Origin of the sequence: Arthrobacter cryoconiti, assembly GCF_020905375.1 — a bacterium.
Classification (GTDB): domain Bacteria; phylum Actinomycetota; class Actinomycetes; order Actinomycetales; family Micrococcaceae; genus Specibacter; species Specibacter cryoconiti.
Genome location: NZ_JAJJBU010000003.1, coordinates 267,823 through 282,563 on the forward strand (window position 1 = coordinate 267,823; position 14,741 = coordinate 282,563).

Sequence of the window (14,741 nt, forward strand, 5' to 3'; positions counted from 1 at the left end):
GAGTGCCACTTAGTGAGCCCCCAAGACACAAAATCATTCAATCTCGCTGCCGTAGTGGTGTTAGCGGCCGGGGCCGGCACTCGGATGAAGTCTCGAATTCCCAAGATCTTGCATCCCATTGGCGGGGTTTCCATGGTGGGACATGCACTCGCCGCAGCCAAAGGACTCAACCCGAATCGCCTCGCCGTGGTGGTGCGTTTCGAGCGCGATCAGGTGGCTGCGCACATTGCCGCCTTGGACCCATCAGCCGTCATAGTTGACCAGGACAACGTCCCCGGTACCGGGCGTGCTGTGCAAGCGGCCCTGGAAGTGCTGGATGCAGAAGTCCCGACGCGTGGCACAGTGGTTGTCACCTATGGTGATGTCCCACTTCTGACGAGCGAGCTGCTGAGCGAACTGACGGCGACCCATGAACGTGACGGCAATGCTGTCACCGTCCTGACCGCCGTCCTGGCGGATGCCGCCGGTTATGGACGCATCTTGCGCGATGAAACTGACGGTACGGTGCTAGGCATCCGCGAGCATAAGGACGCCACCGACGAAGAGCGTGCCATCAAGGAGATCAACTCCGGCATCTACGCTTTCGACGCCGATGTCCTGCGCAAAGCTCTCAAACTCGTCACCACGGATAATAACCAGGGAGAGATGTACCTGACGGATGTGTTGGGCCTTGCCAGGAACGACGGCGGCCGCGTCGCCGCGGTTCTCACCACAGATAAGTGGCAGGTAGAAGGCGCCAATGATCGGGTCCAGCTCGCGGCACTTGGCAAGGAGCACAACCACCGGATTGTGCAGGCGTGGATGCGTGCAGGTGTCACTGTGATCGATCCGGCCACCACCTGGATTGATTCCACCGTGCAGTTGGAGCAGGACGTGACGATTCTCCCCGGCACTCAGCTGCACGGAAAAACCACTGTGGCCCAGGACGCCGTCGTCGGCCCTGATTCAACCCTGACGGACGTTCAGATCGGTGCGGGCGCGCATGTCACGCGCACAGAGGGAACAGGTGCCGTGATTGGGGCGCGATCCCAGGTGGGTCCCTTTACGTATCTGCGCCCCGGAACGGTGCTTGGCGCGGACGGTAAGATCGGCGCATTTTATGAAACCAAGAACGTCACGATCGGCCGAGGTTCCAAGCTCTCCCATCTGGGCTACGCTGGCGACGCGGAAATTGGCGAGGACACTAACATTGGCTGCGGCAATATCACAGCTAACTACGACGGCGTCAACAAGCACCGCACGAAGATCGGCTCAGGTGTCCGAACCGGATCCAACACGGTTTTCGTGGCGCCCGTGTCCGTGGGCGACGGCGCTTTCACCGGTGCCGGTGCTGTGGTGCGCAAGGATGTCCCCGCCGGGGCATTGAGCCTGACGGTGGCCCCACAGCGCAACGCCGAAGGCTGGACGGTCGCGAACCGACCCGGGAGCATCTCCGCACAGGCAGCGGAAAACTCCGCTAACTAAGACTTCTCACCTACCCCACCCTGCGAGAAAGCGATCCCATGAGCGAACTAAGTTACAACGTCGACAAGAAACTGGTGTTGGCGTCAGGCCGTGCGCACCCTGAACTGGCTGAGGAAGTTGCGCGCTGTCTGAACACTGAGCTGCTGCCGATGTCTGCTTATGACTTCGCTAACGGGGAAATCTACGTGCGCTCGGGGGAGAGCGTACGAGGCAAAGAAGTTTTCATCATTCAGGCCCACCCGGCGCCATTGAATAACTGGCTCATGGAACAGCTCATCATGGTGGATTCCATGAAGCGGGCCTCGGCCCGTCGGATCACCGTGGTGGCACCGTTCTACCCCTATGCCCGCCAAGACAAGAAGGGCCGTGGCCGGGAGCCGATCTCTGCCCGTCTGGTCGCGGACCTCTATAAGACGGCCGGCGCTGACCGCATCATGAGCGTGGACTTGCACACTGCCCAGATTCAGGGCTTCTTTGACGGTCCCGTGGACCACCTTTTTGCCATCCCGTTGCTGGCTGGGCATATTCGTAAGGTTGTCGGGGACGACGCCGTCACGGTCGTTTCCCCTGATACTGGCCGCGTGCGCGTGGCTGAGCAGTGGGCCGAGCGCCTGGGTGGGGCGCCGCTGGCCTTCGTGCACAAGTCTCGTGACTTAACGGTGCCGAACCAAGCGGTTTCCAAGACTGTGGTCGGCCAGGTTGCCGGGCGCACCTGCGTGCTTATTGATGACATGATCGACACCGGCGGAACCATTGCTGGTGCCGTGCGCGTGCTCAAGGATGCCGGTGCCAAGGACGTCATTATCGCCGCGACTCACGCCGTGTTCTCGGACCCGGCAGCTGAGCGTCTCGCGAACTGTGGTGCCCGTGAAGTGGTGGTCACTGACACTCTCCCGATCCCGGCCGCCAAACGCTTCCCCACACTGACCGTGCTCTCGATTGCTCCGCTGTTGGCTCGCGCCATCAAGGAAGTCTTTGAAGACGGCTCAGTGACCAGTCTCTTCGACGGCAACGCCTAGCATTTTCGGCTGGCGCCTGCGCAGAAGTTCCCGCTAACGCCAACCACTTTCCTTCCGCGCTAAACCCGGATCGGGTTCGGTGCCACTTGATCACTGGCGCCGAACCCGAGTTCGGTTCGGCCCAGCGGCGTCCGGAGGCAGCGAATCCTCTGCTAAACTTGGAAAGTAAACCTTGGCGAGGGACGCTTATATTGCGTCCGTGATCGACTAGGTCCCACAGCTCCTGAATCTTGAAGGATTGTGTAGGCCTGTTTAGTCCACGCGAAGAACCACAAAGATAAAAGGAGCTTTTTCTATGTCTGATTTGAACCTCACGGGCGAACTTCGCACCGAATTCGGCAAGGGCGCAGCACGTCGTATCCGCCGTGCAGACCAGATCCCCGCAGTTGTCTACGGCCACGGCGTAGCCCCCTTGCACATCGTCTTGCCGGAGCGCGCAACCGTGCGTGCGATCCGCGGCGCCAATGCTTTGCTGACGATCACGGTGGATGGCAAGGCTCACTTGGCACTCGTCAAAGATATCCAGCGTGACCCTCTGCTCCAGATCGTTGAGCACATCGACCTGCTGACAGTGAAGAAGGGTGAGAAGGTCGTTGTTGACGTCCCGATCATCCTCACCGGCGAGCCGGCCCCGTCCGTCGTCGTCAACCAGGAAGAAATGGTCGTCAGCCTTTCCGCAGACGCCACACACTTGCCTGTCAGCGTTGAAGTCAAGCTGGACGGGCGCGTAGCTGGCCAGCACATCTATGCCTCCGACCTGACCCTGCCGGCCAACGTTGCCCTGTTGACTGATCCCACTTTGTTGGTCGCGCATTTGGCTGAGCCTAACGTTGCCGCTGACGAGGAAACCGCAGCAGTAGCAGCAGAGTAACTTTTACTCCATGTCTACTACATGGCTTGTAGTCGGGCTCGGGAATCCCGGGCCCGGCTACAGCCGTAACAGGCACAATATTGGCTACATGGTGGTTGAAGAACTTGCTTCCCGCCATGGCGTCACCTTCAAGAACCACAAAGCGAGGGCCCTCATTGCCCAAACGCGTTTAAGTGTTGGTGGACCGAGGGTGGTGTTAGCCAAACCGTCGGTTTTTATGAACCTCAATGGGGCGCCGACGGCGGTGCTTGCCAAGTTCTTTGACGTTTTGCCCGAGCACGTGCTTGCCATTCATGACGAGATTGACATCCCTTTTGATACGGTCAAATTAAAACAAGGTGGCAGTGAGGGCGGTCACAATGGGCTGCGAAGCATCTCCTCAGTGATGGGCACAAAGGACTACTACCGGGTGCGCGTCGGTGTGGGGCGGCCCCCAGGGCGTGGAGATGCAGCCAGCCACGTGTTGAGGGATTTTTCCTCCACGGAAAACAAAACGCTGCCGTTCCTGATAGATGCTGGTGCTGACGCAGTTGAGGTTCTCATTGCGGAAGGCCTAACGGCAGCGCAACAAAAATTTCAGGGCTGAAATAGATGTCTCCACTGCCAAGACCTAACTTGAATCCCGGTGGCTGCCACCCCAATGGCTCAAGACCCATCGCAGTATGGCTTGCGTGGTCCTGTCTTCAAGATGGCTAGTAGGTGGATTTTTGATGAACGGATGGGCAAGCGCTTCCCAAAAAAACTGATCGATATCCCTGCTTCGTCCTGTTACAATCACTGCTAGGAGCAACCGCGGTTTCTAAGGGCCGCTTTCTTGCATGATAAACGGGGTCTCAAAAATGACAATGGAAAAAGTTGTCGCTCCTGAGTCGTGGGTCCAGGGCGGTGAAGGTACATCCCGTGGAGCCCTGGGGGCGGTTGATCGTAATTCGTGGTCGCCGTATGGGCGTCATGACAAAGCGAACCAAGTTTTAGAAATTCTCCAAAACTCCGCAAGATATGGCGCTGTGGTCATCGGTCCTTGGGGTGTCGGAAAAACGGCGTTGGCCCGAAATATTGAAAAGTTACTGAACCCAACCACACATGTTGTCAGAGTTTTTGGTTCCACCACCATGACTTCGATTCCTTATGGCCCACTTTCGTTGTTGGTTGCCAAGCTACCTACAACTGCCTTAGAGACACCCGTAGGTATCATTCACGGCATCGCCGACCTCCTGCAAAGTGAGGCCAACGGCAAAAAAGTTCTCTTGATCATAGATGATCTACCCGGCTTGGACGTCATGAGTCTCGGCGTGATCATGCATTTGGTCATTAGCGGCTGCGTCAAGATTCTCGTTATGGTGAGGGACCTCAACAATCTTCCCGAGGACATGCTCTGGTTGCATAAAGACGGCTTATTGGATCAAGTTCAACTGGAATACTTCAGCCGCGCGGAAGTTGCGGAGCTTATTTCCTCGGCAACAGATTCGGCGATCTCTGAGTCGGCGGTCACAGCGCTACACAGTGCAAGCAGTGGTATCCCTCTAGTGCTCAAAGCGCTTTTTGATGAGCAGGTAGCCAATGGTGGCATACGCCATCGGCGTGGAGTTTGGGTCGTCACTGGTCCCATCAACTTGGATCCAGCCAGTGCTCTATCTGAAATTGTGTCCTCGGTCCTAGCCCGGGAGAATGAAACTGTCCGCGTAGGCGTTGAGAAGATGGCGCTGATTCGCAGAGCCCCACTTTCGATTGTGATATCTGCCCTCGGAGAAGACACCGCGGCCCAGATGGAGCAGCGGGGCTTTCTTAAGATCAGCTCTCAGAAATGGCGACACACTTACCTGACTCACCGCTATGTGGCAGACATCGTTCGAGGCTGGCTGTCCGCGGAGCGGAAAGCGACTCTTCTGGCTGAGATCTCCGCCTGCGCTAGCTCGGAGCTTAAGGCATTGGACGGGCCGGAGATCATGTCCATGGCCGCGTGGTCGTTGGACGCTGGGTTGGTACTGGCACCAGAAGCGGCCTTAACGGCAGCTCTAGAAGCTGTGCGGAACTTTGACCCCGGTCTGGCCCTTCGCTGTACTGCGCAAATCCCGCCCACTCATCGCCTGAGGATCGACGCCATCCAGGCGCGCAGTAAGGCGTTTAGGATTTTGGCTGACTACCAGCGTGCACTCCAGGAGCTGGAAACAGTCTCCGAGGCCGATCAAGCCGAACTTGATCTGGAAGACTACTGTGCTTGGGCGGCTTCGTTGTGCGGGGCGCTGCTCTGGGTGGATGGTGGTTGTGTAAGGATTCCCGGTGTGTTGGCTGCGGCGCATGAACGGATCACCCAAGTCAGCGAATCCGGGAGTGCTACCCATCTAAGCATCCGGACGGCTGAGAATACTCTTAGACTGGCGTTCTTCGAGCAGCAGATATTTCGCGGTGACTATGCCGGTGCCATCGAGGAACTTGAGAGCGCTAGTGAGGACGACGGCGATCCTGGCTTTGCACTCAATTGCTCCGCTCTGCTTGTTCCAGCTTTTGCAGCTACGGGGCGGGAACTCGATGCCGTGGCTCTTGCCAAGCGAGTCTTGGGAACCGTTGACTCGGGGCGTCAGGGGCTGTGTTTCGCCGACTACTGCAAGGACGGCATGCATAATGCCTTGACCTGGAGTGGACTGTGGCGCGAATCCGTTGACCTGCTCAGGAACGAACTTGAGGGTTTGTCACAGCTGGCGTCGTATAGCGGTGGGCTGATCGAGTTAAGATTAGGACTGTCCTACACATATGCAGGCCGGGGCGAGGAGGCGGTGGCTGTGTTGTTGGCAGCTACGGCGCAGTTGGAGGTCCGGGAATTTCGCAATTCACTGCCGCTGGCCTATTCGGCGCTGGCATTCGCCTACGCGCAAATCAACAATGAAACTGAAGCGCTGCGTCATTTGGCCCTCGCAGAAGATGCCACGCGACCAACCCTTTGGACGAATGACTCTATGTCTTTGTTTTTTCGCTGGATGGCGATGCGCTGGCTTGATGATTCTCAAGCCAGCCATCAGCTGATGGATACGGCGCGTGAGGACATCGCCCAGAAACGGTATACGATCGCATCGATGTCCATTTTTGGCAGCACCATTCATGGCTCCGAGAAAGACTACCGGCTCCTGGAAGAGGTTTCGCTTCGACGGCAGGGCCCCATGGCTACCATCAGTGTTCTGCTCGCCGTGAGCTGCCAGGACCGCGATGCAGGTAAAGCGCTTGAGGCGGCGGCTTTGGCGCAGGAACTCAGATTAGATGCTGTGGAATCGCGTTGCTCCGTGCTGGCCCTGGATCTCGCGCGGGACAATGGGCAACACGGGCAGGCCAGAATGGCTCGGGAGCGGCTAGCGCATCTGAAAGAGAAACTGGCGGTATTGCCGGTCTCACCGGCAAACCAGCAGGTGAAGCTGACTCAGCGTGAACTTCAGATAGCAAAGCTGGCCAAACGTGGCTTCGGAAATAGGGCTATTGCCGACCGCATCGGCGTTTCCGTCCGTACGGTCGAAGGCCACCTTTATCAGGTGTACAGCAAGTTGGGCGTCACTACTCGTGGCGAACTTGAGCAGGGCGTGGAGCTTTAGCATTGGTCCATCGATACGGGGATGGCCCGTCTGCTAATGAGCGTCGCCGGGATTTAGTGCACCCCTTTTGCCGCGATGAAGAGCTCCAAGCCATCATTCGGGATCTGAGCCAAGAGGCCTGCCGGGCCGTGTTACTAGAATCTGATATGGGTCTGGGTGCAACGACCCTTCTGCAGTCTGTCGCCGAACGGGCGCACGGTAATATGCCAGTTCTTGCCATCCACGGGACCCCGTCGCTGGCAAAAATTCCCTTTGGCGTCTTGGCCGCAAACTTGCGAGCGAGTGGTCCCACTTCATTGCGGTCACCGGTGGAGATGATCCGTGACATGTTGGCACTTTTCTCCGAGACGGCCGTTGATAATTCGGGCAACTTAGATGATTCTCAAAATACGCCTTTAGTGATCTTGGATGAGGCGGAATTCATCGACCAACCCACAGCCGAGTTGCTGGTTCACTTGGTGCAGGTCGGCAGCGTGAAGCTTTTAGCGTCGTATCGTACAGGCAGCGAAATGACGGAGCCTCTTCCATCTTTATGGTCTAAAGGGGTGGCAGAAAGGATGCGGCTACTCCCTCTAACCCGGAGTGAGGGCCATGATTTTTGCTGTGCGATGCTCAGCGGAAGAGTGTTGCCCAGCAGTAGCTGGCATATGTGGTCGGCGGCTGCTGGTAACCCGCTGTTGCTGTCCTTGATCATCTCCGACGCTTACCAGGACGGCCACCTCTCGCAAAGCAATGGCGCTTGGGTGGCTGACGCAGCAATGCTCCCGAATGGCGTGCAGTTGCAAGGCCTAGTACACGGTCAATTGCGGAACCTCTCGGCAGCGGCGGAGGAAGCCTTGGCGTTAGTTGCGCTCTCAGAGCCCGTGAAATCGGCCACCTTGAGGGAAATCGTTAGCGCAGAGGCGATTGAAGAACTGCTACGTCGGCGTATAGTCCATGCGCCAGCGTGGGAGCCAGGGCAACTGCGCCTTATCAACCCTGCATATGGTGACGTTATTAGGGCCACCTTGCCGCATACCAAGAGTCGCCGGCTTCACCTCCAGCTCATTGAGAAACTCAATGCCGAGGCTCCCAACCCCGAGGCTCTCCTTCGCCGGACCATGTGGGCCTTGGATAGCGGCCTGCCAACTGATGATGGACAACTGTTGCAGGCGGGAACCTTCGCCTGCAAGTTGTACCAATCGGAGACAGGATTGCATTTGGCGTCGGCCATTACGGATCCTAAATTTCTCAGCCGTGCCAACTGTGTCAAAGCGCGGGCGAAATTTAACATGGGAGACTATGCTGCAGCGGTCGGACTATTGGAGGCGGCGGAAAAACAAGCCACAAACGTAGTCGATCTGCTATTTGGTGGATTGTTAATGAACGCAGCTAAAGCGGCGATGGGCCTTCCGCTGAAAGCCTGTTATGAGGATGCCGCGAACTTACGTCGTCATGGCGAACAGCTTGCCCTGTCTGCGGAGAATGATTCAGAGCAGATAATATGGATCACTCAGGAGCGTGCCACTGTCCTTGAGCTGTTGACGATGTCCAGAGAAGGCCGTTATTTGGAAATGGACAGCCCCATCCGCACAATTTTAGCCGCGTCCGCCCCTGCCTACGAGTTAGATCATAAGTTGCACTGCTCAATTGCGCTGGCAATGGAGTCAGAACGACTGAGTGCCCTGGGCCAGCCGGAAAGCGGCCTCACGGCAGCGTTCTCGGCCTTGGCTATGACCCATCAGGAGGACCGCGACGTTTATTTTCTGCCTGAAATGATCGTCACCCGCTCCCAAGTTGCAGCATTGCTTGCGGGGGACTGGGTGCAAGCTGAACAAATCTTGGCGCACTTTTCAGTGGACATGGGTCCTGCGACGATTTCCTTCGGCGGTAGCATCGACGTGGCACGGGGCATGGTCATGCTTCGACAGGGGCGGATGAGTTCGGCTTTACCCGTATTACGATCAGGGATCGTGTCTCTTCAACAAAGTGATCCACAGCAGATGCTGGGCCTGTGCACGGCCATGGCTATGTACGCTGGGGCGGGTACCGGTCACTTAGATGCTACAGCGCCGAATTTGACGCCGTCGGGGGCTAATAATTGCATGTATCTTGTCTCGATTCATGAACAAGCCTTCGCTGCTGCAGCCCTTGAATACCGAGAGAAAAATGGTCAGGGGCTAACGGGACTGATTCGACTGGCCGATGATGCCGCCAAACGCGGACATCTAACCTTAGAGCTGACCGCGCTGGCCCTAGCTGTGGGATTCGATCCCGACAGCTATATGGACAGGTTCGCCAGTGTTGCGGCCAAGGTTCAAGGCCCGTGGGCAGGCGCCGTGCGCACTTATGCTCGAGTCTGGGCCAGCGGGAACGCACGGGCACTCGTCGAAGCGGGGGAGGAACTTCTCTCAGCACGCATTTATCAGCATGCGCAGAAAGTCTTCCACAAGGCTTTTGCCCTTTCCTTAGGTAGTCACCAGCAAGACGTGGCGCTTAGGGCTCGTGACGGACTCGCACGGGTAGCTCACGCTACCGGCGAAACTGCTACGCAAGGAGTCACTGAGGGGGTGTCATCAGTGGAGAGCAAAGCTGTGCTCACCAAGAGGGAGGGTGAAATTGCGGCTTTGGCGGCGTCAGGTGCCTCCGATAAGGATATCGCGGAGAAATTAGGCGTTTCAGTACGCACCGTTGAAGGTCACCTCTACCGCACGTACGCAAAGTTGGGTATTGCTGCGAGGGAAGAGCTTGACCTCGTCTTGCCGTAATACAGGTATGAATTCGAGTAGCTCCGAGTACCGACGAGTACTTACGGGTAGTCACGCAAGTACTTAAGCGAGTACTGCCCCGTTTCTAAGTACCCTTACTCCGACTAAACGGGTAGTCACCACGCGTGTGTACGCGTCCTTGAGGCCGTTAACTTGAAGTATCCCACCGGGTACAAGTTCAAGAGGTCTCGAATGTTTAGTCTGCAGCACACGGTGGTGCTTCCTGCCGGGGGAGAAAATCTCAACCTCGGGGCGCACCAAAGGACGGATGTTACCTTCCCGTCCCCTAACCCCAGGTTGGAAACCCTGTCCGTCCTTCAAGGACGGACTCCCTATTCGGAGCCGGCGACGGATAAGCCTTCTGAGACCAAGGCTTTCCCCCAGCCGTCGTCGGCTCCCTTGTTTTATTTCCAGGCTCAATCCGGAGCCCAGAAAAGCAGCCCCATGTACGCCGTTGACCATCTGCTGCCGTTTAAGCCGGTGTCGCTGTCGTGACGACCATCAAGACACAGAAGCATGGCAACAATCGGGTTTCCTCACCCAAAATAGGCACAAAGCCTGCGCCTACGGCAGTTTCCCACAAGCACAGCGTCTGGGACGAGACCACGCATTCAAAGGATGCCCAGATTGCCAAATCTGGACGCCGTTGGTGGACTGCCTATAGCTGGCGGTTGCGTATCACCGATCTACTAGTCATCACGAGCGTGACGTTTCTAGCATTCTCGCTGCGGTTTGGACTTGACGATCCAACTGAACGCGAACGCTATGGACAAGTTGGCTACTTTTGGTTGTCCGTGGGTATAGCTATTTTGTGGATGGCCGATCTCGAAATATGCAGAAGCCGTGAGAAGCGTGTTTTTGGCGGTGGAGTGGTGGAGTACCGCCGTGTACTTGGATCCACAGTTAGAGTATTTGGTTCCGTGGCCATTGTTATGGCCGTCCTCAAAGTTGATGTTATTCGTGGATTCTTTGCAGTGGCCCTACCACTGGGCATCGCTTTGTTACTACTAAGCCGCTGGCTGTGGCGCCAATGGCTGAGTAAACAACGCAAAAACGGAAACTATCTCTCCGACGTGGTGGTGCTTGGTAGCGCAGTTGACGTTGAATACGTCATTCACCAATTGCGCACGAATTTGAGTGCAGGGTACCGGGTAGCTGGCGCCGCGCTTTCTTCTCTTGATAAATCCATGGAACTGCGGCCGCCGTGGTACAAGATTCCGGTGTTATCCACCATGGCTGATATTTCACGCGTGGTGTTGGTTACAGGAGCGGATGCAGTGATTGTTGCAGGCCCGTTGCCTGGCGGCCCAGAAACCATTCAGCAACTCGGCTGGCGTCTTGAAGATCTGTCCACAGAATTGGTGCTCGCTTCGAACCTAACCAATATTGCCGGTCCACGGGTTCATTTCCGTCCGGTAGAAGGTTTGCCACTAATGCATGTGGAACTTCCCCAATATTCAGGTGGAAAGCACATTTTTAAGCGTGCTATGGACATAATTCTCTCTTCATTTGCACTTTTGGTCCTGATTCCTGTCCTCCTGGCTCTGACACTCATAGTTCGGATGGACAGCTCCGGGCCGGCATTCTTTCGGCAGGAACGAGTGGGACGCAACGGAGAGTCCTTCAAGATGTATAAATTCCGTTCCATGGTGGTGGATGCCGAAGAAAAGCTCGTTGGATTAGCGAAGCAGAACGAAACAGATGGACTCATGTTCAAAATGGCCAACGATCCCCGGGTAACTCGGTGTGGTCGCTGGATGCGGAAATTTTCGCTGGATGAGCTTCCACAATTTTGGAACGTTTTGCTCGGAAACATGAGCTTGGTAGGCCCAAGGCCCCCATTGGCAACTGAAGTTGCCCACTATGAGCAGCCCACACATCGACGCCTGTTAATAAAGCCCGGAATTACTGGCCTATGGCAGGTCAGCGGACGCTCGGATCTGAAATGGGAAGAAGCCGTTCGCTTGGATCTCTATTACGTTGAAAATTGGTCATTCATGGGAGACATCGTGATCCTGTGGAGGACATTTAGGGCGATGCGAAGTTCGGCAGGTGCTTACTAGAAATGGGAGTCTCCATGGGAATGCGAATCGGATATGCGGCTGGTGCCTTCGACCTGTTTCATGTGGGGCATTTGAATTTGCTTCGGCAGGCTAAAAGTCGCTGTGATTACTTGATTGCCGGCGTCGTGGCTGACGACCTTCTGCTCCAGACGAAGGGACACTCACCCGTGATTCCTTTGGTGGAGCGCTTGGAGATAGTACGCAACATTGGCCTCGTCGACGAAGCCGTTGCCGAAGTCTTGCCGAACAAGATCGATACTTGGCGAGAAAAACCCTTCGACATCTTTTTCAAAGGTGATGACTGGAAAGGTACGCCCAAGGGAATCGCCCTTGAACGTGATTTTAGTGCCGTTGGTGTGGAGATTGTTTATTTTCCATACACGGTCCACACATCGAGCACTGTACTGCGGCGCACGTTGGAGATTATTACCTCTGAATACGAGGAATCTTCGGCCCGCCAACGCCGTGTGTAAAAGGGTGCGTTGCCGGAACTATCTGGCATCGCACGGTCTTAATATCAGAGAAGAATCGGGGGATTCAAGCAATGAATCAAATTACTAGGAAGTTTGAGCCACTACGTATAGCCCTCATCGGCACTAGGGGAGTGCCTGCACGATACGGCGGTTTCGAAACTTGTGTTGAAGAAGTTGGAAAACGGCTCGTGGCTATGGGACACGAGGTGACTGTGTACTGCCGGAGAAGAAAAACAGATTCCCCGGCCCCATCGACGTACCTTGGCATGAAGTTGGTTCATCTACCGGCGCCACAGAAGCGGTCTATGGAAACTTTAGTTCACACAGCACTGTCTGTGGGGCATCTTATGGCCCACAGAGTTGACGCTGCGATTGTTTTTAATGCTGCCAACGCCCCGCTGCTGCCGGTTTTGCGAGCTGCGCGAATTCCCGTCGCCACCCATGTGGATGGACTCGAATGGAAACGGGCGAAGTGGGGGAATCTTGGGAAGAAATACTACCGTTTGGCAGAGGCACTTGCCGTCCGATGGTCTGATGCGCTCATTGCAGACGCGGTAGGGATCCAAGACTATTACGAGGATGCCTTCAACGCACAGACATCCCTCATCACCTATGGTGCACCGATTTTGTCCGAGGTAGGTTCGCGCAGATTGGCCGAAATTGGACTAGCTGCCGGCCGTTATCATTTGGTGGTTGCAAGATTCGAACCCGAAAATCATGTGGACTTGATCGTAGAGGGTTACGTCAACAGCCATGCACGGTTTCCACTCGTCGTGGTCGGGTCGGCTCCCTACGCAGCAGAATACAGCCGAAAGATTCACGACCTCTGTGATGACAGGGTCCACTTGCTCGGTGGCCTGTGGGATCAGCAGCTCCTCAACGAGCTCTATTCCAACGCTGCGATCTACTGGCATGGACACTCGGTTGGCGGGACCAATCCTTCACTCTTGCGAGCTCTGGGTGCAGGTGCTGCTGTAAATGCTTTTGACGTGGTGTTCAACAAAGAAGTTCTTGGGGACGCCGGTGCCTATTTCTCAGTACCCCAGGATGTGAGCGCCTTGGTGGAGTTCGCAGAGACGAACACGGATGACTCAGCTAAGCGAAGTGCCGCCTCGCTTGAGCGCGCCCGCCTCTACGACTGGGACATGGTCGCCGGCAAATATGAATTGCTTTGCCAGCAAATGGTTGCTGACGGGCGCCACGGTCAACGTAGCAGCGGACGCCGATACGCGTCGGCGTGGGGATGAGCTCCCATGCTGACACGAGAGAGACTTCAAGAATCCACAAAGAGCAGGAGGCAGTGAAATGAGTATCAACTTCCGACGGATCACCTCACTGTTCACTCGCGGACCATCCCGACAGGCCGCTGCCTCTGACCATGAACGACGTCCAGTAATTCTCATGGCACATCCGGGTGCGGATCTGTATGGTGCGGACAGAGTATTTTTGGAAGCGGTTGATTGCTGTGTTGCGGACGGCTTAGACATTGTTGTTACTATTCCCGGTCCGGGCCCACTTGTTCAGGAGCTGGAAAGCCGCGATGTGAGAGTAATTTATTGTTCGACTCCCGTGCTTCGAAAAAGCCTATTAACGATAACTGGTATTTTACAGCTCGCGACTAAAACAATAACGGGTCTAATTAGCGGTTGGAGACTAATTCGACTTGCAAAACCAAAAATTATTTATGTTAATACACTAACCATACCTCTGTGGACTATCTTGGCGCGTATTTTTAGGCTGCCAGTAGTATCCCACGTTCATGAGGCAGAGAAATCAATTCCTAAAATTCAACGCCTAATGCTCTCCACTCCACTCCTGCTATCGACAAAAATTATTGTGAATAGTCGTTTTACGTCTGACGTACTCGTGGGTGATATCCCAAGATTGAGCAAAAAAATATCAGTAGTACTCAACGGTGTCGCTGGTCCACTGACAAAGACTGCACCACGGGAGCTGATTATCGGGTCCTTGAATATGCTCTACGTGGGCCGAGTTTCACATCGAAAAGGTGTGGATGTGGCAATTGAAGCTGTCAAATGTGCGCGGGACCGGGGGGTAACTGTTCACTTAGACATTGTCGGTACTACTTATCCTGGAAACGAGGCATTTGAAACAGACCTGAGGCAGCTGATCAACCACCTAAATGTACGGTCTTCCATTACCATGCACGGCTTTCAAAGTGATGTTTGGGCCTATCTGGATCGGACCGACATCGCAATCGTGCCGTCACGGGCCGACGAATCGTTTGGTAACACCGCGGTAGAAGCAATACTGGCCGAGCGGCCACTCATCGTTAGCAAAAAACCAGGCCTCATTGAGGCTGCTGGCGGATACGGCGCGCCTCAATTTGTTGCACCGGATGATCCAGCTGCGATTACTGACGCAATTGTTATGTTGTACGAAAATTGGGGCCACTACCGTGGATTGGTTTCCCAAGACTCGGAAACCGCCGGAGTGCGTCAGAGTACTGAACAATTCCGCGGTGGAGTTAGGAAGGTGCTCTGTGAATATCTCAGGTAACCAAAA

10 protein-coding genes are annotated in these 14,741 nt (G+C 55.6%); all 10 read left to right on the forward strand.

All coding sequences use genetic code 11. From position 1 onward, the window contains the following. The first annotated feature begins 12 nt into the window (after nucleotides 1-12). The 10 genes from glmU to LOH53_RS01510 all read left to right on the forward strand — a co-directional run bounded on the left by glmU (nucleotide 13) and on the right by LOH53_RS01510 (nucleotide 14,735). Complete coding sequence (gene glmU / locus LOH53_RS01465) at nucleotides 13-1,464, forward strand: bifunctional UDP-N-acetylglucosamine diphosphorylase/glucosamine-1-phosphate N-acetyltransferase GlmU (RefSeq protein WP_326832720.1); 1,452 nt, start codon at nucleotides 13-15, stop codon at nucleotides 1,462-1,464. Between the two features lie 38 nt (nucleotides 1,465-1,502). Next, on the forward strand, nucleotides 1,503-2,483 hold the full coding sequence (locus LOH53_RS01470; RefSeq protein ID WP_230065934.1) for a ribose-phosphate diphosphokinase: 981 nt from the start codon (nucleotides 1,503-1,505) through the stop codon (nucleotides 2,481-2,483). A 295-nt stretch (nucleotides 2,484-2,778) separates the two neighbouring features. Then, on the forward strand, nucleotides 2,779-3,354 hold the full coding sequence (locus LOH53_RS01475) for a 50S ribosomal protein L25/general stress protein Ctc (protein WP_230065935.1): 576 nt from the start codon (nucleotides 2,779-2,781) through the stop codon (nucleotides 3,352-3,354). A 10-nt stretch (nucleotides 3,355-3,364) separates the two neighbouring features. Then, a complete protein-coding gene (pth, locus tag LOH53_RS01480) occupies nucleotides 3,365-3,940 on the forward strand; it encodes an aminoacyl-tRNA hydrolase (protein ID WP_230065936.1) in 576 nt (191 codons plus the stop codon). Between the two features lie 259 nt (nucleotides 3,941-4,199). Further along, nucleotides 4,200-6,932 carry a LuxR C-terminal-related transcriptional regulator gene (locus LOH53_RS01485; RefSeq protein ID WP_230065937.1) on the forward strand — a complete coding sequence of 911 codons (2,733 nt, stop codon included), beginning with the start codon at nucleotides 4,200-4,202 and terminating at the stop codon, nucleotides 6,930-6,932. 2 nt (nucleotides 6,933-6,934) lie between these two features. Next, entirely contained in the window at nucleotides 6,935-9,679 is a 2,745-nt protein-coding gene (locus tag LOH53_RS16890; protein WP_326832721.1) for a helix-turn-helix transcriptional regulator, read from the forward strand. Between the two features lie 491 nt (nucleotides 9,680-10,170). Beyond that, nucleotides 10,171-11,742 (forward strand): sugar transferase, encoded by a 1,572-nt coding sequence (locus LOH53_RS01495; protein WP_230065938.1) that lies wholly within the window; start codon nucleotides 10,171-10,173, stop codon nucleotides 11,740-11,742. Nucleotides 11,743-11,756: 14 nt separating this feature from the next. Further along, on the forward strand, nucleotides 11,757-12,215 hold the full coding sequence (locus LOH53_RS01500) for an adenylyltransferase/cytidyltransferase family protein (RefSeq protein WP_230065939.1): 459 nt from the start codon (nucleotides 11,757-11,759) through the stop codon (nucleotides 12,213-12,215). Nucleotides 12,216-12,286: 71 nt separating this feature from the next. After that, nucleotides 12,287-13,462, forward strand: a complete 1,176-nt coding sequence (locus tag LOH53_RS01505) for a DUF1972 domain-containing protein (protein WP_230065940.1) — start codon at nucleotides 12,287-12,289, stop codon at nucleotides 13,460-13,462. 154 nt (nucleotides 13,463-13,616) lie between these two features. Then, the gene (locus LOH53_RS01510) at nucleotides 13,617-14,735 is read left to right on the forward strand and encodes a glycosyltransferase (RefSeq protein WP_230065941.1); all 1,119 of its coding nucleotides are present in this window, start codon (nucleotides 13,617-13,619) and stop codon (nucleotides 14,733-14,735) included. Nucleotides 14,736-14,741 lie beyond the last annotated feature (6 nt).